The 22196-nt window shown below is 38.8% G+C and carries 19 protein-coding genes; 18 read left to right on the top strand and 1 reads right to left on the bottom strand.

Annotated features, from left to right (window positions below; all coding sequences use genetic code 11):
- The first annotated feature begins 106 nt into the window (after nt 1–106).
- The 18 genes from V7266_RS04570 (at nt 107) to V7266_RS04485 (ending at nt 20734) form a co-directional block, all read left to right on the top strand.
- Complete coding sequence (locus V7266_RS04570; RefSeq protein WP_335466182.1) at nt 107–1342, top strand: Gfo/Idh/MocA family protein; 1236 nt, start codon at nt 107–109, stop codon at nt 1340–1342.
- The gene (locus V7266_RS04565) at nt 1339–2310 is read left to right on the top strand and encodes a sugar phosphate isomerase/epimerase family protein (RefSeq protein ID WP_335466180.1); all 972 of its coding nucleotides are present in this window, start codon (nt 1339–1341) and stop codon (nt 2308–2310) included. Before V7266_RS04570 ends, V7266_RS04565 begins: the two co-directional genes overlap by 4 nt.
- Before the next feature lie 87 nt (nt 2311–2397).
- Nucleotides 2398–3675, top strand: a complete 1278-nt coding sequence (locus V7266_RS04560; protein ID WP_101648913.1) for an MFS transporter — start codon at nt 2398–2400, stop codon at nt 3673–3675.
- Between the two features lie 43 nt (nt 3676–3718).
- The gene (locus V7266_RS04555; protein ID WP_335466178.1) at nt 3719–4012 is read left to right on the top strand and encodes a putative quinol monooxygenase; all 294 of its coding nucleotides are present in this window, start codon (nt 3719–3721) and stop codon (nt 4010–4012) included.
- 107 nt (nt 4013–4119) lie between these two features.
- Entirely contained in the window at nt 4120–4920 is an 801-nt protein-coding gene (locus V7266_RS04550) for an SDR family NAD(P)-dependent oxidoreductase (protein ID WP_335466176.1), read from the top strand.
- A complete protein-coding gene (locus tag V7266_RS04545; protein ID WP_335466175.1) occupies nt 4907–5620 on the top strand; it encodes an ATP-binding protein in 714 nt (237 codons plus the stop codon). The genes V7266_RS04550 and V7266_RS04545 overlap by 14 nt, the downstream gene beginning before the upstream one ends.
- Before the next feature lie 341 nt (nt 5621–5961).
- Nucleotides 5962–6783, top strand: a complete 822-nt coding sequence (locus tag V7266_RS04540; RefSeq protein WP_335466174.1) for a sugar phosphate isomerase/epimerase family protein — start codon at nt 5962–5964, stop codon at nt 6781–6783.
- A 65-nt stretch (nt 6784–6848) separates the two neighbouring features.
- Nucleotides 6849–8036, top strand: a complete 1188-nt coding sequence (locus V7266_RS04535) for a Gfo/Idh/MocA family protein (RefSeq protein WP_335466173.1) — start codon at nt 6849–6851, stop codon at nt 8034–8036.
- Between the two features lie 146 nt (nt 8037–8182).
- The gene (locus V7266_RS04530; RefSeq protein ID WP_335466187.1) at nt 8183–9166 is read left to right on the top strand and encodes an ROK family glucokinase; all 984 of its coding nucleotides are present in this window, start codon (nt 8183–8185) and stop codon (nt 9164–9166) included.
- 168 nt (nt 9167–9334) lie between these two features.
- Nucleotides 9335–11200, top strand: a complete 1866-nt coding sequence (locus V7266_RS04525) for a sigma-54-dependent Fis family transcriptional regulator (RefSeq protein ID WP_335466172.1) — start codon at nt 9335–9337, stop codon at nt 11198–11200.
- 209 nt (nt 11201–11409) lie between these two features.
- On the top strand, nt 11410–11802 hold the full coding sequence (locus V7266_RS04520) for a hypothetical protein (protein ID WP_026566004.1): 393 nt from the start codon (nt 11410–11412) through the stop codon (nt 11800–11802).
- A gap of 14 nt (nt 11803–11816) precedes the next feature.
- Nucleotides 11817–12686 carry an alpha/beta fold hydrolase gene (locus V7266_RS04515; protein ID WP_026566005.1) on the top strand — a complete coding sequence of 290 codons (870 nt, stop codon included), beginning with the start codon at nt 11817–11819 and terminating at the stop codon, nt 12684–12686.
- 130 nt (nt 12687–12816) lie between these two features.
- Nucleotides 12817–14226: an NAD-dependent succinate-semialdehyde dehydrogenase gene (locus V7266_RS04510; RefSeq protein WP_335466185.1), complete on the top strand. Its 1410-nt coding sequence runs from the start codon at nt 12817–12819 to the stop codon at nt 14224–14226.
- A 440-nt stretch (nt 14227–14666) separates the two neighbouring features.
- The gene (locus tag V7266_RS04505) at nt 14667–15842 is read left to right on the top strand and encodes an MFS transporter (RefSeq protein WP_335466170.1); all 1176 of its coding nucleotides are present in this window, start codon (nt 14667–14669) and stop codon (nt 15840–15842) included.
- A 391-nt stretch (nt 15843–16233) separates the two neighbouring features.
- Nucleotides 16234–17082 carry a MurR/RpiR family transcriptional regulator gene (locus V7266_RS04500; RefSeq protein WP_335466169.1) on the top strand — a complete coding sequence of 283 codons (849 nt, stop codon included), beginning with the start codon at nt 16234–16236 and terminating at the stop codon, nt 17080–17082.
- A gap of 500 nt (nt 17083–17582) precedes the next feature.
- Nucleotides 17583–18263: an RraA family protein gene (locus tag V7266_RS04495; RefSeq protein WP_335466168.1), complete on the top strand. Its 681-nt coding sequence runs from the start codon at nt 17583–17585 to the stop codon at nt 18261–18263.
- 18 nt (nt 18264–18281) lie between these two features.
- Nucleotides 18282–19175: a prephenate dehydrogenase/arogenate dehydrogenase family protein gene (locus tag V7266_RS04490; RefSeq protein WP_335466166.1), complete on the top strand. Its 894-nt coding sequence runs from the start codon at nt 18282–18284 to the stop codon at nt 19173–19175.
- Between the two features lie 260 nt (nt 19176–19435).
- Nucleotides 19436–20734 (top strand): CitMHS family transporter, encoded by a 1299-nt coding sequence (locus tag V7266_RS04485; RefSeq protein WP_335466164.1) that lies wholly within the window; start codon nt 19436–19438, stop codon nt 20732–20734.
- A 205-nt stretch (nt 20735–20939) separates the two neighbouring features.
- Here the strand turns inward: V7266_RS04485 and V7266_RS04480 are convergent, their stop codons facing one another.
- A complete protein-coding gene (locus V7266_RS04480; protein WP_335466184.1) occupies nt 20940–22181 on the bottom strand; it encodes a helix-turn-helix domain-containing protein in 1242 nt (413 codons plus the stop codon).
- Nucleotides 22182–22196: the final 15 nt, after the last annotated feature.

Here is a 22196-nt window from a genome sequence, read left to right as displayed (position 1 = left end):
AATGTAATCCATTACATTTATAGAAGTTTGAAGGATAGGTAAATTATTTATTTACTAGGACTAAACACATATTTTTTTTGCAAGGTAGTGTAATCGATTACACCGTATGACTTCTGCTCATTCTTGGGTGAATCGAAAAGTTCGATTGGAGGACGGAAAACAAATGGAAAAAATAAAAGTAGGAATCATCGGGACAGGTTTTATTGGCCCGACACATATTGAAGCAATCAGAAGACTTGGATTCGTGGAAGTCGTAGCATTAGCCGAGACGAGTCAAGAACAAGCGGAAAGAAAGGCAGCTGAACTTGGAATTCCGAAAGCATACGGAGATTACCGTGAAATGCTGCGTGACAGCGAAATTCAGGTAGTTCATAATTGTACCCCAAACCATGTGCACTTTGCGATCAATAAAGAAATTATTTTAGCAGGCAAACATGTGATCTCAGAGAAACCGCTTGCGATGAATAGTGAAGAATCAGCCGAATTGTTGGCATTGGCTCAAAAACAGGGTGTTGTACATGGTGTGAACTTTAATTACAGACAGCATGCGAGTGTGCAAAACCTGCGAGCTAAAATTGCTAACGGTGACCTTGGGAAAGTGAATTTGGTTCACGGAAGCTATTTGCAGGATTGGTTACTATATGAAACGGATTTTAACTGGCGTTTAGCTCCGGAAGTCGGCGGAAAATCTCGCGCAGTAGCAGATATCGGGTCTCATTGGTGTGACACCGTTCAATTTGTTACCGGTAAAAAGATTGTAGAAGTATTTGCTGATTTAGCAACGGTCATTCCAGTTAGAAAGAAAGCAATTGGAAGTGTGGCCACTTTCAGCACACAAAGTACTGAAGATGTAGAATATGAAGATGTTACAATCAATACAGAAGACTATGCATCCGTACTAGTTCGTTTTGAAGATGGATCAAGAGGAGTCTTCACTGTTTCACAAGTAAGTGCAGGCCGAAAAAATCGATTAAGCTTTGAAATTGATGGCAGTGAGAGCTCTGCTTTCTGGAATCAGGAAGAGCCTGAAAAACTATGGATGGGGCACAGGGATAAGCCGAATGAAATCCTTCTAGCCGATCCGGCACTGTTCGCATCTGAGGCAAGATCAGCCATCCATCATCCAGGAGGACATAACGAAGGCTGGCCAGATGCACTGAAAAATATGATGTTAAATTATTATGCCTTCATACGAGATGGCAAAGACCCACTGAAGGATAAGGCTAATTTTGCCACATTTGAAGATGGTCACATTTCAATGGCCATTACTGATGCCATTTTAGAAAGCCATGAACAGCAAAAATGGGTCAAAGTTCAGGCGAAAAAGGAGGTTTTAGTATGAAACTAGGTGTGTTTACAGTTCTATATCAAAATCTTCCTTTCGAAGCTATGCTCGATAAATTAGCCGAAATGGGAGTAGAGGCGGTGGAGATAGGGACCGGTAACTATCCTGGAAACAATCATTGTAATCCGGAAGAATTGTTAGGGAATCCGGATAAAATCAGATCGTTCAAACTGGCGATTGAAAGCAGGGGATTAACCATCAGCGGACTAAGCTGTCATGGGAACCCGCTTCATCCAAATGTAAAGGCTGCCAAAGACGCCCATGACGTTTGGAGAAAAACGGTCTTACTGGCTGAGCAGTTAGAGGTGCCGGTTATCAATGGATTTGCCGGATGTCCGGGAGATCATCCGGGTGCCAAGTTTCCAAACTGGGTGACATGCTCTTGGCCTCCTGAATATACAGAAGTTTTAGAGTGGCAATGGAACGATGTGGTTATTCCGTACTGGAAAGAAGAGGCAAAATTCGCTGAACAGCATGGGATTCACCAAATTGCTTTCGAAATGCATCCAGGCTTTGTTGTCTATAATCCGGAAACATTACTAAAACTAAGAGAACATGCAGGACCGAACATCGGAGCAAACTTTGACCCAAGTCATTTGGTGTGGCAAGGAATTGATCCAGTTGAGGCCATTAAAAAATTAGGCCGTGAAAATGCGATCTTCCATTTCCATGCAAAAGATACCTATTTAGACCAAGCTAATATCAAGGTGAATGGTGTTCTCGATACGAAGCATTACAGTCAAGTATTGGATCGCTCATGGACCTTCCGCTCTGTCGGATATGGCCATAATGAAAAAATGTGGAAGGACATCATCAGTACACTTCGGGCTGTAGGATATGATTACGTGGTTTCCATTGAACATGAAGATATGTTGGCGTCTATCGATGAAGGCTTAATGAAAGCCATCACACTGTTAAAAGGAACGTTGTTTAAAGAGCAAGTATCTGAAATGTGGTGGGCTTAAGGAAGCACAGGGACGGTTCTCATGCTTCCGAAGCATGAGAACCGTCCCCCCCGCACCCAATTATTAATAAAAATAGAGGTGTTAAAAATGAAAACGCTTGTAGGTCAAGAACGTACTTTAGGCGGCCTTCCAATGGGAGTCGTTTGGGGATTTGTTGCCACATTAATTTTTATGGCCGGTGACGGTCTCGAGCACGCATGGTTGTCTCCCTATCTGATTGAAAAGGGTTTGACCGTTCAACAATCAGCCACTCTTTTTGCGGTTTATGGAGCCATCTTGGCTATCGCATCTTATTTTTCTGGTGTACTCACCGAGATGTGGGGACCTAGGAAGGTAATGGTTATCGGTCTTGTTACTTGGTTAATCGGTCAGGTTCTATTTATTGAATATGGTTTAAAGTTAAACAATTTTGCTATTATGCTCCCTACTTATGGGATTCGTGGTTTAGGTTATCCTTTATTCTGCTACTCTTTCTTAGTGTGGGTTACTTATCGCAGTCCAGAGCGGATTTTGGCAACAGCTGTAGGATTGTTTTGGGCAGCGTGGAGCGGCGGGCTCTATGTTGTAGGAAGTTATTTCCCTGCTTACATGCTTCCGAAGATTGGATATATCGGTTTGTTGTGGAGTGCAGTAGCATGGGTATTAGTCGGAGGAATTGTTGGTCTTATTGTAGTAAAAGGTGATGTAAAAAAGGAACAAAAGGGAAATCCGAAGGAAAAGCTCAAGAGCTTAATGAGTGGATTTACCATTTGTATCGAACAGCCGAAAGTGGCGATCGGCGGCGTGGTTCGGATTATCAATTCAACGGGGATCGGTTCACTGCCAATCTTTTTCCCGATGTACTTGAAGTCAAATTATGGATTTACCACTGAACAGTTTCTGCAAATGTGGGGAACGATGTGGTTTGCGAATATTATCTTTAACCTAATCATTCCTTACATCAGTGATAAATGGTTAGGCTGGCAAAAAACGATTCAATGGCTTGGCAGCTTCGGTATGGGCGTCATGTTACTTGTCTTGCTTTACACGCCTGAAGTATTTGGCAGCAGTTTCTTGGCCTTGAATATTGCAGGTGTTTTAATGGGAATTGTGCTTTGTGGTTTCGTCCCACTTTCAGCTCTGGTAGCATCGCTTGCTCCGGAGAAAAAAGGATCTGCGATGGCGATTGTAAGCTTTGGTGCAGGAATGTCCTACTTTATCGCCCCAGCAATCGTTGGGTTATTTATTGGACTTATCGGTGCAAAAGGGGTTATTTGGATTTTCGCAGGTACGTATTTCCTTGGTGCTTATCTAATGAAGTTTATGAAGCTTCCTTCCGAAGAAAATAATAAAAACGAAATCGTATTAGAAAAACACGCAGGTTAGTTTTTTAGAAATACCATTAACAATTAATTAAGGGGGATGTTCCGTGATTATCATTCATGCAAGCATAAAGGTAAATGCGCCTTATCGTGAAATATTCTTGGAAGAGGCAAGGTTTGTAACAAAACCGTCTCAAGCGGAGTCCGGAAATATTAGTTATCAATATTATGAAAATCTGGAAGAGGCGAACAGCTTTATCTTTGTTGAGAAATGGAAGGATGAAGAAGCTATTCAACTGCATGAGGAAACCCCTCACTTTAAAAGATTCATAAAAGCTGTTGAACCCATTGTTGCTGAACCTATCCATGCAGAATTATTTGAGGCTTCAGTGAAAAATTAATATTGGACAAACATAAGGGTTAACTCCTAGCTGTGTATCAGCTAGAGTTAATCCTTATTTGGTAACTACAATCTTATCAGGTTAGTATAGAAAGGAATGGATAAAAAATGAATCTGGAATTAAAAAATAAAACCGCACTTGTAACTGGCGGCAGTAAAGGTATTGGGAAAGCAATTGCCATGGCGTTTGCGGAAGAAGGTGCCAACGTTGTAATTTGTGCACGCGGCGCGGAAGCGTTAAATGAGGCCTCGGCTGAAATCGAAAAAATCGGAGGAAGTGTTCTTGCTATTCAAGCCGATTTAACGAAACAAGCAGATGTCGACAATCTTATTGCTACTGCTATTAATCGTTTTAACACTGTCGACATCCTCGTTAATAATGCGGGGATTGCTAGTGGATTTGATGACTTTGAATCATTAGATATAGACGAGTGGCAGCATATTTTTGACGTCAATCTTTTTGGGACTGTACGTGTAACTAAAGCAATTATTCCTTTTATGAAAAGAACAGGATTTGGCCGCATTATTAACATTTCATCTGAATCCGGCATTCAACCAGACGCATTCATGCCTCATTACAATGCCTCTAAAGCAGCACTGATTAATTTTACAAAAAGCTTATCCAAGGCATATGCTGCAGAAGGGATACTCGTCAATACGGTATCGCCCGCGTTTATCATGACACCTATGCTGGAGAACTTGTTAAAAGATAACGCAGCGAAGCTGAATATAAGTTATGAGGAAGCAATTCAGGAATTTTTAAAGGAAAATCGTCCGCATGTCGAAGTGAAACGGCCAGGGACGGTCGAGGAAGTCGCTTCTGCTGTCGTGTATCTTGCCTCTAATAAGGCTTCTTTTATTAATGGTGTAAACCTTCGGGTTGATGGTGGCTCCGTTGCAAGTCTGTAAGTTGGCAGCAGCGTTAGATATGGACCATCGTCAACATCTTGAAAAGCTGGCAGTTAGTATCGCTCATGAAATCCGTAACCCATTGACGACCATTAAAGGTTTTATTCAGTTGCTAAAGCCCGATTTGAAGGAAATAGGCAAGGGATATTATGCGGATGTGATGATAGAAGAACTTGATCGCGTAAATCAAATCATTAATGAATTTTTGAATGCAGGAAAGCCACAACATCCTTTGGCACCAAAAACATCCCTGAATAAACTGATCAAAGATATGGCCGTGCTCTATGACAGTGAAGCGATATTAAGGGATATCCGACTCTCTACTTCCACTGCCGGGGATGACGTTGTACTGAACATCCCAACTAACCAATTAAAACAAGTAATCATGAATTTGATGAAGAATGCCATGGAAGCAATTGATGATCAGCATGAAAAAGAAATCTATCTATCAGCCTCTGTTCAAAATGAATTTGCCACAATCGTCATCAAAGATAATGGATGTGGCATGTCAGAAGAAGTGAGGTCGATGTTATATATCCCTTATTTCTCAACAAAAGAAAAAGGGACTGGATTAGGTTTAAGTGTATGTAATGAAATTATTGAGCGATTAGGCGGATCCATACATGTTGATAGTTCGCAAGGAAAGGGGACTATATTTACAATTTCCTTTCCTCCTACTCTTATCGTGAACAAATTGTGACAATCGAAATTTAGTTGTTGCAAATTTAGGTGTAATCGATTACAATAATTCTTGTAAGCGATAGAACATCTATTTCTTAGTCAGATGATAGTGAGGACTAGTAATAGATAGGATAAATCATTACTTTCTTATAGGAAACAGCATTTTCATCTTTAAACAAAAATGTAATGGATTACATTAATAATTTTTTATTACTTAGTTTAAGTATTAATATTATTAAGGTGGAGAGTAATAATTTTAGCAAAAATGTAATCGATTACTAATTTTGAAGGTGAGTTTGCTTCGGTTTTTATAGGATGAAATATGGCACACTAAATTCCAAAAGATATGGAGGTAATCACATGAAATTAGGTTATCAAACAAATACTTGGGGCGGCGTAGTCGGTCATCCGGCGGGTGTTACTTCTGTTAAGGATTCTTACTACCTTGCTTACGGATCAACAGAAGAAGCATTAAAGGATATTTCCGAAGCTGGCTTTGATGGCTTTGAAATCTTCGATGGCAACTTGATGGAATACAAAGATAAAAAAGATGAGTTTTTAAAATTGATGAACGAGCATTCTTTAACTTTGGTTGGTGTTTATACAGGCGGGAACTTTATTTTCCCTGATATTTTAGAAGAAGAATTAATAAAAATCGAAAGTGTAGCGGCATTCGCATCAGAAGTAGGTGCAGAGCATCTTGTGATCGGCGGCGGAGCAGTACGTGCAAACGGGATTCTTGAGAGTGATTATACCGCTCTTGGTAATGCGCTTAATAAAGTAGCTGAAATTGCTGAAAAGTATAATCTGATTGCAAGTTATCATCCGCATTTAGGAACGAACGTTCAGGCTCCTGAACAATTAGATAAACTAATGCCATTAACAAAGATTAACCTATGCCCAGATACAGCTCACATTGAAGCTGGCGGTGGAGATCCTGTGGCTGTCATCAGAAAATATGTGGACCGTATCAAATATGTTCACTTCAAAGATTATGCCAATGGAGAGTTTTTACCATTAGGGGAAGGTCATCAGAAATTCGGTGAAATGGTTAAATCATTAGAAGAAGCAAATTATGATGGCTGGATTACGGTTGAGTTAGACAGCTACCCAGATCCAAAACAAGGGGCTAAAATCAGCCGCAGCTATTTAAATCAATTTGATAAAGTAAATCAAGCATAAACGTTTCATCCTTTAGGAATATCAAACTTTTAAAAATAAGAAGATAATAGTGGGAGGATACTAAAATGAAAAAATTAAACGTAGGTATGATCGGCGGAGGATTTATGGGTAAGGCGCATTCACTTGCATATGCAGGTATGCCAATGTTTTTCTGGCCAGCACCAGCAATTCCTCATCGTCACACAGTAGTAGACGTTAACGAAGGATTAGCTAAAGATGCAGCAGCAAGATTAGGCTTTGACAACTATGCTACCGATTGGAGAGAAGTTGTTAACAACCCAGAAATCGATGTCATCGACATTGTTACTCCAAACAATACTCATGCTGAAATCGCGATTGCAGCAGCAAAAGCTGGCAAGCATATTATCTGTGAAAAGCCATTAGCATTAGGCGCTGAACAAGCGAAAGAAATGTTAGAAGCAGTAAAAGCAGCAGGTGTAAAACACGCGGTTGCTTTCAACTACAGAAGAACACCAGCCGTTGCACTTGCGAAAAAATATATTGAAGAAGGAAGAATTGGTAAAGTTCTAAGCTTCCGCGGAACGTACTTACAAGACTGGTCAGCTGATCCGAACTCTCCATTATCATGGCGCTTCCAAAAGAAAATCGCTGGGTCAGGTGCACTAGGTGATATTGGTACACACGTAGTTGATTATGCTCGTTACCTTGTTGGCGAAATCACAGATTTAAATGCGATCACAAAAACATGGATTCCTGAAAGGCCGATTCAAACTGGCGGCATTGACAAGTTAGGTACAGTAAAAGCTGGTGGCGACGATGTACCTAAAGCAGCTGTAGATGTGGATGATGAATTTATTACGATGGTTAAGTTTGATAATGGTGCAATCGGAACGATTGAAGCAACACGTAATGCACATGGCCGCAACAACTTCCTAACTTTTGAAATTCATGGTGAAAAAGGTTCATTATACTTTAACTATGAGCGCCGTGACGAGCTTCAAGTTTGCTTCGCAGATGATCCAAGTGATGCAAAAGGCTTCAGAACCGTTTATACAGGACCTGCTACTCCTTACGGTGAAGGATTATGGCCAATTCCTGCTCTAGGTATTGGTTACGGCGAAACAAAGATCATTGAAACATATGATTTCTTTAAAGCAATCAGTGAGGGTACTGAATTCTCACCTAACTTCAATGATGGCTACCAGATTGAATTAATCGCTGATGCGATTCTTGAATCCGCTGAAAAAGGACAATGGGTTAATCTTGAAAAAACAGCTGCAGCGGTAAAATAATGAGAAGGCAGAAGCGCCCGTTAGTCACTGGGCGTTGGAGCTAGACAATTCTCAACCTTAACAAGAGGCTTCTCAATCGAGGAGCCTCTTTTGTAAAAATGGCGCTTTTCGGAGTGGGAAAACATGAAGGAAATGAGTGAATGGTTATGGAAGAAAGATGGTTAGTTGGTGTTGATATAGGCGGGACCACGATTAAATTAGCTTTTATCAGTTTGCAGGGTGACATCATCTATAGCTGGGAGATCGATACTGATATAAGTAATAAGGGCAAACACATACCTGAATCGATTGCAAGATCGATTGATCAAAAGTTAGAAGAATTAAATCAAACAAAAAATCAGTTAGTTGCAATCGGAGTTGGTGCGCCAGGCCCAGTGAATGAGGAGGACGGCTCCGTTGAAGTGGCGGTGAACCTGGGCTGGGAACGATTCCAATTACAGACTATCCTCGAGAGGGAAACATCACTGCCGGTTGTGGTCGACAACGATGCAAATATAGCAGCAATCGGTGAAATGTGGAAAGGTGCGGGTAAAGGGGCTAAAAACTTAATTTGTGTTACTTTAGGAACAGGTGTTGGTGGCGGAATTATCGTTAATGGCGAGGTTGTACATGGGGTAAATGGAGCCGGTGGTGAAATCGGTCATATAACATCCGTTCCTAGAGATGGTTCACCTTGTAATTGTGGGAAATCAGGATGTCTGGAAACGGTAGCATCCGCAACAGGAGTTGTCCGTTTGGCAATGGAGGAATTAGCTTCTACCAACGAGACTAGTATATTGCGAGATTATTATGATGGACAGCTCCTGTCTGCCAAGCGTGTTTTTGACGCTGCAAACGAAGGGGATGAACTTGCCAACAGAGTCATAGGTGAGGTTGCCTACCGTTTAGGATTGGCCCTAGCTAATTTAGCCAATGGCTTAAATCCTGAAAAAATCGTTATTGGAGGCGGAGTCTCAAAAGCTGGTGATACATTGCTGAGACCTTTGAAAAAGGAATTTATTCAATTCGCTTTTCCGAGAGTTGCGCATGGTGTCAAGATTGTTATTGCCACACTAGGCAATAACGCAGGGGTCATTGGAGGAGCTTGGCTGGCGAAAGAGAAGCTAATTAATAAGTTAGTACTTCAATAATGTACAATAGGTTTTTTCTAATTTAAAAAAGATTAAAGGCGAAAAACTACTGTTTTTCGCCTTTGTCCTTTTTAGGCTGTATCATTGTTTCTTAACGTGATAGATATTATATGAAGTAGTGCAACACACACAGTTATTGAATAGCAAATTATTTGGAGAGGAATATATATGACAATGGCAGATGAGAATTGGACACAGTTTGTTCATAAGGGAAGTACTAATATCAACGTAAGAAAAGAAATTTTAGATTCGTGGAATAGGTGTAAGCAATTGGGCGTTTCCTATGAAAAGGAAGAAATTTTTTCACATATTAAACAAAGTGATTTTGTAAGCAGACAACAAAAAAGTTTCGACCTGATTAACGCCGCAGTACCAGTTATGGAGGAATTTTGTAAACGTTTAAAAGGGGGAGGATACCTTCTTTTGCTTGCGGATGCAGATGGATATTTATTAGAAGTGATGGGCGATCATAAATCACAAAAATTAGCTGACCAGTGCGGAATATGTCCTGGGGCACGATGGACAGAAGAAAATGTTGGTTCTACAGGATTATCAATTGCGCTTAGAACACGAACTGCTATGGCTACTTCAGGGAATGAGCATTACTGTTTAGCTCTTCGGGGCTGGGATTGTTCTGCATGTCCTATTTTTGTTGATGGAGTTTATATAGGAACATTTGACGTTTGCCGCATAGGTCCCAAAAATGATTTGAAAGAGTTATATACACTGGCAGGTGCCGGTGCTCGTGCCGTTACGGAAAGATACCAGTTTAATAAAACAAAAATCAAAGAACAGGTTTTATCAAGTGTATTAACCGACTACGTTCATAAGTTGAACGAAAAAACAGGTATTATTTCGTTTGATAAAAATGGTATTGAGTTATTCAAAAATAAGCCGGCTCAAGACTTTTTAATGTTGTTTGAAAAAAACAAATTTGATTTGAAATCAAAAGAAAAAAAAATATTTAGTAGTTTTGATAATGGTTCGGTATTGAATGAAATTGAAGTGGATGGGAAGAAATTTGCTATCGATTCAGAAGTAATATTGAGTAAAGGCAAACAGTTAGCTACCGTCATATTTATAAATCCCAAGACAAAGTTAATTTTACCCAATACTATAGTAACCCCCGATTATTTTGCCTTTAATACTAAAAATGCAGCTTTTGAGAAGACCATACAAATGGCTGTAAAGGTTTCAAAAAGTGATGCAAGCATTCTAATACAAGGGGAAAGTGGAGTAGGGAAAGATTATATGGCTCGTTTTATTCACAATCAAAGCAAAAGAAGGGACTATCCTTATACCGCAATTAATTGTGCAGCATTGCCGCGAGAACTAATTAGTACAGAGTTGTTTGGTTATGAAGCCGGGGCCTTTACAGGTGCTAAACTCAAAGGGAATCAAGGAAAAATTGAAGCGTCTAACAAAGGCACAATATTCTTAGATGAAATAGCAGATTTGCCATTAGATTTACAAGCTACTCTTCTTAGAACTTTGGAAGAGAAACAAGTCATAAGGGTTGGCGGTACTACACCAATTCCAGTTAATGTACGTTTTTTAGCTGCTACAAATAAAAATATGAAAGAACTAGTTGAAAAAGGGGAATTTCGAGAAGATCTTTACTATCGCTTAAACGTGTTTAATATAAAGATCCCTTCTTTAAGAGAACGAATCGAAGATTTAGAAAGTATTTTTAATACCATGTTGTCCAAAGCTTGCGAAAAAGCGCAACGAAAAAAAATCTCCCTCACTGCAAAAGCAATTAGTTTATTTCAACAACATACATGGCCGGGGAATTTAAGGGAACTCAGAAATGTAATTGAACGAATTGTTTATCTACACGATGAAGATACGTTCGATTCATTTCATGCACATGAGTTTTTAAGAGCAGACCAATCAGCTGAAAAAACTAGTGAGCGTGAATATATCACATATATTCTCCACAAAACGAATGGCAATCGTACTGAGGCTGCAAAGGAAATGGGTATATCTCGCAGTGCTTTGTATCGAAAAATCCAAAAATATAGTATCGAATAATTTGTATATATACTGTTCACTCGTCCGAACATAGACCGGTCAAATATACATGATATGAAGGCGGAATCTTGTATTAAAAAATGAACAGGACTGTTCTAATCTGCGTTTTCCCTCTATTTTGAATACTATAATTAATTGGCATGGTAATTGCATTAATAAATAGTGTAGCCGCTTATAAGGCTAACAATTTCATAAGGGGGACAAGTAATATGCATGTTGGAACAAAAGAATGGATGGGTCAGTTCCAGAAAACGGTAAACAATGACCAGGAACTCAATGTTATTGGAAAGTACTTCACTACAAAATTCCTTTGGCAGATTGGCCCAGAGAGTTACGTGATTGAAGTTTTAGAAGGAAAAATTAAGAATATTATTTCAAATCCAACTCCACTCGAACCTTGGAAATTTGCAATCCGTGGAACAGTAGACGCTTGGAGGAAGTTTACTCAGCCGACTCCACCTCCAATGTATCACGAATTATTTGCTGCCATGTTCCAAGGTAACTTACAGATAGATGGCGATATCAAGGAGTTAATGGCAAATCTACGGGCAATGACTCGCCTTCTGGATGTAACAAGAGAAGTTCAACTTACGGTAGCATAAAAAGGAGGATAAAAATGAGTAAATTATCTACGGTTAAAGGTCGTTATGTTTACGTAAATGTACAAGATGTTGAATACAAGGTTTACTTTGAGGAAAATGGCCAAGGTATCCCTCTTGTTTGTCAACATACGGCAGGTTCTGATAACCGCCAGTGGCGCGGACTTTTAGAGGATGGAAACATAACCAAAAATTTCAGGGTTATTGCTTATGATTTACCACGTCATGGAAAATCAGATCCTCCACATGCTGTTGAGTGGTGGAAGGAAGAATATAAACTTACTACCCAGTGGTTTCTTCAATTTGTTAGAAGTTTTTGTGAGGAGCTCGAACTTGAAAATCCTGTATTCATGGGAAGTTCATTTGGTGGAAATGTAGCCCTGCAACTCGCTCTTGAATATCCGGATTACTTTAGAGCAACCATTCCAGTCGAAGGAGCCGATTATACTCCAGGCTATTTCGTGGATTGGTGGAACCATCCTCATACGCATGGCGGAGAGGTTTGTGCATCTGGGACTTGGGGTCTTATGGCGCCACAAAGCCCTGAAAAAGATCGTCGTCTAACATGGTGGTATTATAGCCAAGGAGCACCAGGTGTTTTTAAGGGGGATCTTTATTTCTATAGTGTTGATCATGACCTTCGTGGAAAACTACACCTAATCGATGCTGAAAAATGCCCTGTATATTTAATGACAGGTGAATATGATTACCTATCTACTCCTGCGGATTCAAAACATACTGCCGATCAGATCTCTGGAGCAAAATTTGTGGAAATGAAGGGAATCGGGCATTTTCCAATGAGTGAAAATTATGAGGTATTTGTTAAATACTTAGAAGAAGTTCTTCAAGATATCTTAATGAAAGAAAAAGCATTAGTAATAAAATAGACCGTCAAGTTTTGTTTGATATCATACAGGGGAGGCGCTAAGTCGTCTCGTCTGTTATTTTTTATCCTTTTATAACAGATGACAAGTATTTAAGTAAAAAGGAGACGAAAGAAGGATGAAACATTACAACATGTACATAAACGGCGAGTGGTTTAACACCCGTAACGTATTAGAAGTGGAAAATCCCGCCACAAAAGAAATCATTGCGTCAGTTCCAAATGGTGGGAGTGACGAAGCAAAAATTGCAGTAGATGCGGCACATGCAGCATTTTCTACGTGGTCAAAAACAACGGCATATGAACGCAGTGAATACTTAAAAAATTGGTTTACTCTCATCGAGCAAAATCAAGAAGAAATTGCTAAAACGATGACGATGGAACAAGGAAAACCATTAAAAGAAGCACTAAGTGAAGTGCAGTATGCCAATAGTTTTTTATCATGGTATGCTGAGGAAGCTAAGCGTGTATATGGGGAAACGATTCCAGCTTCTCATTCACATAAACGCCTGCTTATTCAAAAACAGCCAGTTGGCGTTGTCGCAGCGATTACGCCTTGGAACTTCCCTGCGGCTATGATTACAAGAAAAGTAGCCCCGGCATTAGCGGCTGGTTGTACGGTTGTTGTTAAACCAGCAGAATCTACTCCGTTAACCGCTTTGCTATTAGCGAACTTCGCACACGAAGCAGGCATCCCCAAAGGGGTTATCAATGTGGTTACAGGAGATCCGAAAGAAATCGGAAACGTTTGGCTAGATGATCCACGTGTAAAGAAGATTACCTTTACGGGTTCCACGGAAGTGGGTAAATATTTGATGAGGCGTGCAGCAGAAACGGTGAAAAAGGTTTCGCTTGAATTGGGCGGTCATGCTCCGTTCATTGTTATGTCTGATGCCAATATCAAAAAAGCGGTCGAGGGCGTTATTCAATCAAAATTCCGAAATGCAGGTCAAACATGTATATGTACAAATCGTATTTATGTGCAAGAAGGCATCGCTGCATCATTTATACAAGAGTTCGCTGCAGCAGCTGCGTTATTAAAAGTCGGTAGCGGCTTTGAAGAAGGAACTGACATCGGTCCGCTCATTAACTACAACGCAATAGAAAAAGTAAAAAGCCATATCTCTGATGCAGTCGATAAAGGGGCTAAAGTATTAGTAGGGGGGAATCAGCTTATTGCAAAGAACGGCTATTACTTTGAACCAACGGTGTTAAGTGGGGTAACAGATGAAATGGATTGTATGAAAGAAGAAACATTTGGACCACTTGCACCGATTACGACTTTTAAATCGGAAGAAGAAGTGATTGAGCGTGCAAATAACTCTCCTTATGGATTAGCTGCATATGTATATACTGAAAATCTTGGATGTTCGATTCGTGTAAGTGATGGCTTGGAATTTGGAATCGTTGGTGTGAATGACAGTATTCCATCTGTTTCACAGGCACCATTTGGTGGATTAAAAGAAAGCGGCTTAGGACGTGAAGGCGGCCATTACGGTATTGAGGAATTTTTGGAAGTAAAATACATTTCAATAGGCATATAATCTGAGCGAAAAAAATGGTCTTAAATGTGCCCGCCGTGCGCCTTAGTTCTCAAAACGTTAATTGTGGCGTTTTAAAGGCTCTCAACCGATTTGGTTGGGGGTCTTTTTTATGACTTAACACTGTTTTCGACCAGCTAAAGTTTGTTTTTTTCAATAAATCTAAGAATATCATTTTTAGGGACTGATTGTGTTTTTCTGTTGGTACTGGCTTAAACAAATCCCCCTTTTCTTGAATCCTTAGCTTCTATTGGTTTAAAGATGTGATTCGTTCAAACGGATAGTCTAAATCAACCAACCGAGTTTTCTTTATCAGAAAGTAAATAAAGTAAAAGGCTGCCGTAACTTTTTTGGCAGCCTTATCTCATGAACCGTTACTGTCTAAGGGTATGGTGAGATGAAAGAGCAACAATACTAAATCTTTCACCGAGGAGGAATGTAACATGGAACGACTATGGACGAGGTCGTTTATCGCCATGACCGTAGGGATGTTTTTCCTATTTACTGCATTTTATATGCTATATCCAACGTTGCTGCTCTTTATTAAACAAATTGGTGGAAACGAATCGCAGGTCGGTCTGGCTATGGGAGCATTTATGCTGTCAGCCGTCATTTTTCGGCCATTCATCGGCGGGCTCTTGGACCGGTTTGGCAGGCACCCGTTTATTTTTTGGGGGCTGCTTTTTTTCGCGGCTGCGATGTATATGTACAATTGGATTGGCGGAATTGTCGTTTTAATGGTGCTAAGAATATTGCACGGAATAAGCTGGGCTATTACGACCACCTCAATTCTTACAGCCATTACAGATTTGATTCCGCCCAAACGCCGTGGCGAAGGGATGGGGTGGTCTGGCATGGCGATGACTCTTGCAATGGCAGTCGGACCGATGTTTGGTCTATGGGTTACACAAAGACTGTCACTCAAGGCACTGTTTTTAATTGCCGTCGGCCTTACAATGGTTGCGTTACTCTTAACATTTGCTGCAAAAAAACCGTACCTGTCCAATATAGGTGTAGGCAAAACCGGGTTCTTTGAAAAATCGGTCTTGCCTTTTACAGTATCAGTCTTTTTCCAGTTTATCGCATACGGCGGAATTACCACCTTTGTTCCACAGTTCACTGACTTGATAAAGGTTAATTCCGGTACATTTTTTATGGTCTATGCTTTAACACTTGTTCTGATGCGTCCGATTGCGGGAAAACTATCGGCCCTCTACGGTGAGAAGATGGTCATTGTACCTTCCCTTATCGTGACGATTTTGGCTCTGATTACTTTAAGTCTTTCAACGGGTTTGATAGGTGTAATCTTATCGGCTATCTTATATGGTGTTGGTTTCGGTTCAGCGCAGCCGCCGCTACAAGCGGCAATCATACGCATTTTCCCACAAGAGCGTGCTGGGGTTGCGAACGCTTCTTTTTCTACTGCTACCGCCTTAGGCATTGGATTGGGGGCGATTGTGCTTGGCTGGGTTTCCGAGTATACGAGCTTTCAAGTATTATTCATCGTTTGCGCTGTGTCAGTAGTGTTTTCATTGTTGATGTTTACTTTTTTTGCAAGACGAGTGAAAATCAATGTGGTTCACTCTTTGAGTTCCACAAAACAGATTGACGCACCTTAACTTGTAACTTAAGGTTTAAAATTTACTCTAACTACTGGGCTGAATTTTATACCTGAGCCGAATTAAACGGAGAATAATCGTAAACAAACAAAAGCCTGTTACTCTTTGGGAAGCTTAAAAAAGAATAACAGGTTTTTTTCTATTAAATAATGCAGGTCAACAAATTTCCTTAAGATAAAAAACAGTTTTGATTAATTTGTTCAATAAGCAACTATGTGATTTAACTGTTTGGGAATTTTACTAGCTCTATTAAAAAAACTCTTAATTCATTTATGTACAGCTTTTACATACAAGAACAAAGATGATAAAATCTCATTAATGGTTGTAATAAATCTTTTATACAAATATAAAGATGGAAAATCTACTACATATGTTCAATTGGAGAGAGAGTATGGAGAATCCAATATTAAAGTTGAAAGATAAAGCCTCAAAGTTAACGGAAACACAACGCAGGGTTGCGGACTATATTATTAAAAACCCTTTAGATGTAGCATTTTTGACAGTTGATCAGTTAGCTGGGATTGTTGGTACGAGTACCACCACCATAATGAGATTAACTTTTAGTCTAGGTTATTCAGGATACACAGAATTTCAAAAAGGACTTCAGGAGATTTTGCGTAGTCAAGCAGCTCCTCAAACAAGACTAGAGATAAATCTATTAGATTTAAATCAAAGTAATTTATGGCAGCGCTGTGCGGAGAATCAACTTCAAAATATCCAATCAACTTTTGAAATGATCACTGCTGAGACTTTAGACCAAACGTTGGAAATGATAGTATCTGCAGAACGAATAATTTGTACAAGTGTTAGGAGTGGGATGCCAGTAGCACAGTATTTAACTTTTAACCTTAACCGCTTGCTCGGAAACTGTGAATTAATTGTTTCGGATCTCAGTGACTGGATTGATAAAGCAGCTAGTCTTACTTCCTCAGATTTAGTTATTGCAGCTAGTTTTCCAAGATATGCACGAAGAACAGTTGAATTTGTTAATGCAGCTAAAGAAAAGAATGCGAAAGTAATTTCTATTACAGACAGTTACTCTTCTCCTTTAGTAAAGTATTCAGATTTAATATTACCATGTAGTTCAAGCAGTATCGCTTTTCACAATTCTGCGATATCTTCCATATTTGTAGCAGACTATCTTATCAGTGCTTTGGCTATAAATTATCCGGAAAAAGTAAAGACTCGTCTTGATGAAGTTAATTCGATACTCACAAACATAAATTATCACTATGAATAATTGAAATGACGAAGGTGATGGAAATTAGAAATTCGAATTTACAGTTTAATTCGAATTTATGTTTCTGTGACCTTTTTACTTTTTCTATTAATTATTTAACTGAGTAGGAAAAGTTACTTAAACTTAAAAACCTAAAGTGATTAATGCTGAATTTTTTAGGGTTATCATACCGTAAAAGTTCAGTATTATTTTTTTTCATTCAGCATCAACCTTGGTTAAGTAATATTTATAACATTTCTTCTATCTGAGTTTTCTTACTTTTTAAACAAAAAAGCGTTTACTTCAATAAATAACAATGATAAGATACATTTAAATAGTAATAAAAATTACAACTATTTATATCTTAGTTAAAATTATTACACACAAAAAACAAACTCTACTTAAAAGTAAAGAGAAGCTGTACCCATTAAAATTTCACTTAATCTATCAAAATGGAATTAACACTCTTCAATGAAGTGGTGATTCATACATATCAAAAGATAAATAAGGAGTGTATGTCAGTGTTAAAAATAGAGCAGCACCTATCTACGGAAATTATTGAAAGAGTAAAAGGTCTTAACACTACACTTTTATCGGATGCATTAGGATGTACTGGTTCTATGGATTACAAAATAAAGCCAGTAGCAACAGGGATGAGGGTTATAGGAACTGCCCTTACAGTAAGTTTGAGGCCCGGAGACAATCTATTTCTTCATCAAGCGATTTATTCTGGGCAAGAAGGATATGTATTAGTTGTAGATGGGAAAGGTCATACCTCAAATGCTTATCTTGGAGAATTAATGGCTGGAGCAGCTAAGGCAATGGGACTTGAGGGCATCGTCATTGATGGTTTGGTTCGGGATAAAGAAGCCCTTTGCGAACTAAATTTCCCGATTTTCGCTAAAGGATTTATTCCCAACGGCCCTCTTAAGGATGGTCCAGGTGAAATAAATATTCCGATTTCTTGTGGTGGCGTATCTGTACATCCAGGTGATTTGATAGTAGGTGACGAAGATGGTGTCGTAGTCGTCCCAAGAGAAAAAATTAACGATACGCTTACTAAGGCAGAGAAAAAATTAGGTTATGAAGAACAACGTTTAGAAACAATCCAAGAATATGAAAGAAAACGAAGGCAAGGCATTGAGGGAGGAAGTATTCAGCCTCCTTGGTTAAAAGAGAAAATGGAATCTTATGGATTATAAAATAGGAGGTGTGTAAAGATGAGATTAGGTTTTATTGGATTTGGTGAAGCAGCTTATGAATTATCAACTGGGTTAAGGAAAGAAGGGGTAGAAACCATTTACGCACATGATGTGATGTTAGATCACCCTACCTTTGGCGCTCAAATAAAGGAGCGAGCCAGTCAAGCGCAAGTTCAAATTCTTGCTACGCCGGAGGATGTGCTGAAACAAGTTGATGTAGTTATTGTGGCGGTACCCGCAGATAAAGCTTACGGAGTAAGCGAAGAGTTGAAGCCACACCTAAAGAAAGACTGTATCTATGTTGATGTATCGGCTTCTACTCCAGTGGTGAAACAAAACATTTCGAAAAATATCGAGGAAGATGGCGTACTTTTTGTAGATGCAGCGATGATGGGCCCCTTGCCGGTCTATAAACATAAAGTGCCCATCTTAGCGAGTGGTAGTGGTGTAGACCGATTTATCTCTTTGATGACCCCATATGAAATGGTCATCAAAAAAGTCAGTGGCAATCCTGGTGATGCTTCTGCAGTGAAACTAATCCGAAGTATTTATATGAAAGGTGTAGTTGGGCTTTACTTAGAGTTGTTGGAAGCTGCACACGAATTTAACGTGGAAAAATTGGTCTTGGATTCGTTGAGTGAGACCATGGACAGCAACGGTTTTGAACAAACCATGAATCGGTTAGTAACTGGGACCTCTATTCATGCATTAAGAAGATCCATTGAACTAGACGGGTCTATCCAAATGCTGGATGCTTCTAATATTAATTCATCCATGTCTAAAGCAGCAAAAGAAAAGCTTGAACAGCTAGCCAAGCTTAACTTAAGGGAAAAATTCAAGGGACAAAAACCGGAGAGTTGGTTGGATGTCATTGAAGCTTGTAAAGAACAAAACATAGCAATCAACAACTAATAGATCTTATTATTTCGATCAGGCCAAAAACTTTAAAGTTTCGAGAAATAATCTTTGTTGGTTTCTGGTCTGATTAATTTTATAATGGAAAAATAGTTTCTTTATCGTAATAAATGTCCGGCATTTAATTAACTTCATCGTAAAAAATTATGATTATTAAAATTTGTAAGCCTTTACAGATGGAGAGCATTGTTATTATATACTTGCTAAATAATGATATGTAATAGAGGAAAATCAACCAAATATGGAGGAATTATATAATGCTAGCATTTCTGGGATTTGCAATGATCGTGGTCTTTATGTACTTAATCATGACTAAGCGTTTGTCAGCGTTTAACGCATTAACTATCGTTCCAGTTGTTTTTGCATTAATTGGCGGTTTTACTGACTTGGGACCAATGATGTTAGCGGGGCTTGAGAAAATAGCTCCAACTGCTATTATGATTATTTTTGCCATTCTTTATTTTGGTGTGTTAATAGATACCGGTTTTTTTGATCCACTAGTATTGAAAATTTTAAAAATGGTAGGGGGAGATCCATTAAAAATTGTCCTTGGAACGGCAGTTTTATCGTTGATAGTTGCTCTTGATGGTGACGGGACCATTACCTATCTTATTGTCGTAACAGCATTTCTTCCATTGTATGAACGTCTAGGTATGAATAAACTGATATTAGCCTGTATTCCCGCATTGGCGATGGGGGTTATGAATCTAACACCTTGGGGAGGACCGGCTGTTCAAGCTGCTACGGCCGTAAATGTAGATATAATAGAAATGCTTATTCCAATCCTTCCTTCTATGATTGCAGGTGGAGTATGGGTTCTGGCCGTTGCCTATTTTCTCGGACGCAGGGAACGTAAGCGGTTAGGAGTTACCAATATCGATGGAGATTTTAACAATGAGGTCGCTGCTACTCTTGACATAGGAATGGATTCATCAATAAAGCGTCCAAAATTATTTTGGTTTAATCTAGTTTTAACAATCTTAGTAATGGCAACTTTAATTGCAGGTTTCTTACCGATACCTACTTTGTTTATGCTCGGATTTGCAATTGTTATGATTGTTAATTATCCCAACTTGCAGGACCAAAAAGACCGGTTGCATGCACATGCAGGGAACATATTAACAGTTGTCTCTATGATATTTGCAGCGGGGGTTTTTTCGGGTATTATAGAGGGCACTGGAATAGTTAAAGCGATCGCAGATGTTCTAATTGCAGTAATTCCAGATGCACTTGGACCTCGATTAACGGCTATTGTCGCACTAATAAGTATGCCATTTACTTTTTTTATGGCGAATGCTCCCTTTTATTTCGGGATTATTCCTATCATGGCAAAAACTGCAGCCCATTTTGGGATTCAACCAATAGAAATTGGGCAAGCTTCATTATTAGGACAGCCGTTTCACTTGTTGAGCCCGCTTCAAGGTTCTATTTACGTACTAGTAGGGCTTCTAGGTATTGATATAGGTGACCATATTCGCTTTTCAGCCAAATTTGCATTTGGGACTGCAGTGGTTATGACAATTGTAGGTGTTTTGATCGGAGTGCTATCTATTTAATATTGTATCCTAGAATTTAAATGACTTACAGCTCCGATATTGGAGCTGTTTTTTTTGATTTTTTGCGTAAGGACGGCGAGCTTCTTTTCAAAAATCTATCTTGACAAAAATAATGTTTCTTTGGTAAAACACATAGACACTATTACCTATTTCACAAGGCGTGGGCCAATAAGTTTAGTGTAATTATCTACAATCTCTTAAATTTTTAAGAACCATTCAAATTTCCATTTATAAATTGTTTTGGTGTGAGTCCAACCATTTTTTTAAATACCTTGGCAAAATAACTTTGATCATGAAAGTTCAGAAGGGTAGAAATCTCCGCCAAAGAATAGCTAGAATAACTTAATAAGTTTTTTGCTTCCTCTATCTTAGTTTGCTGGATATATTGAGGAATTGTAATCCCTACTTCCTTCTTAAAAAGATTGGATAGATAATTTGGATTCAAGGACGTTAATTCAGCCAGTTGGCAAAGGGTTATTTTCTCGTAAAGATGGTTGAAAATAAAATTTTGGCACATATTTATGGGTTTGGAATATTTATGTTTTCTGCTATTTTCCACTCGTTCAGCGAAGTCTAGTAAGGCAGTTTCTATTAATTGATCGACTGCTTTACTTTCTGTTAATTCCTCAAGTTTCTGGATATACAAATCACTTAGGTTATAGGCTATTTCTTGAAAAAGCCCACCTTCCACAGCTGCTCTTGTTGCAAGGGTAATAACTGAAACAGCTAGATTTTTTTGGCTCCGCAAATAACTTGTCTTTGAAAGGACTCCTTTTTTTCCTTGTTTTTGAATAGCATGGAAAGTTTCTATTAATTTATCTTTTTTCCCCATCTTTATATAATTCAAGAATTTCTTTTCTATGGATATGTCCGTATGAACAATTTTAGTTTGACGTCCTTCGGTTATTTGGAAATCCGGAGGCTCTATTTCAATTCTTCTCTTATTTACTTCCTCATTATTTTGTAAGATATCTACTAATTCCAATTTTTGTTGATAAACCATGTAATAAATAACCATACTCATATTAATAAAATTAAAATTACTTATAATGGGAAGATCAGTATAATATCGAATCATTTCTTCTTTATTTATCTTGATTTGCAGGTCTCGTAAGGTACCATTGATCGTTTCTTCCGTCATCCTAAAATTGATAACTGGGCCAATAATTATATTTCCGCTAAATTGCTGGTTAGAATGAATACTAATTGAAAAAAATTTCTCTAGGTGTTCTGTTTCCTTGAATATTGGAAAATTTGGAAGTCCAGTTCCCGAAAATAGTTCAGCTATAATTGCAATTTTTGAAGAATACAAGGGATTATGCAGGGAATTAGGAGCGGTATCATAGATTAAATCTCCATGATTATTAAAGAAGTAAACTGGTATTTTATACATGTTAAAAGCTAACTTACAAATATATTCGATATCCTCTTGTTTAAAGATATCCACTCTTAATCCCCCAAT

It is taken from the genome of Neobacillus drentensis (genome assembly GCF_036965645.1).
Classification (GTDB): Bacteria; Bacillota; Bacilli; order Bacillales; family Cytobacillaceae; genus Neobacillus; species Neobacillus drentensis_D.
This window is presented reverse-complemented; position numbering and strand designations above follow the sequence as displayed.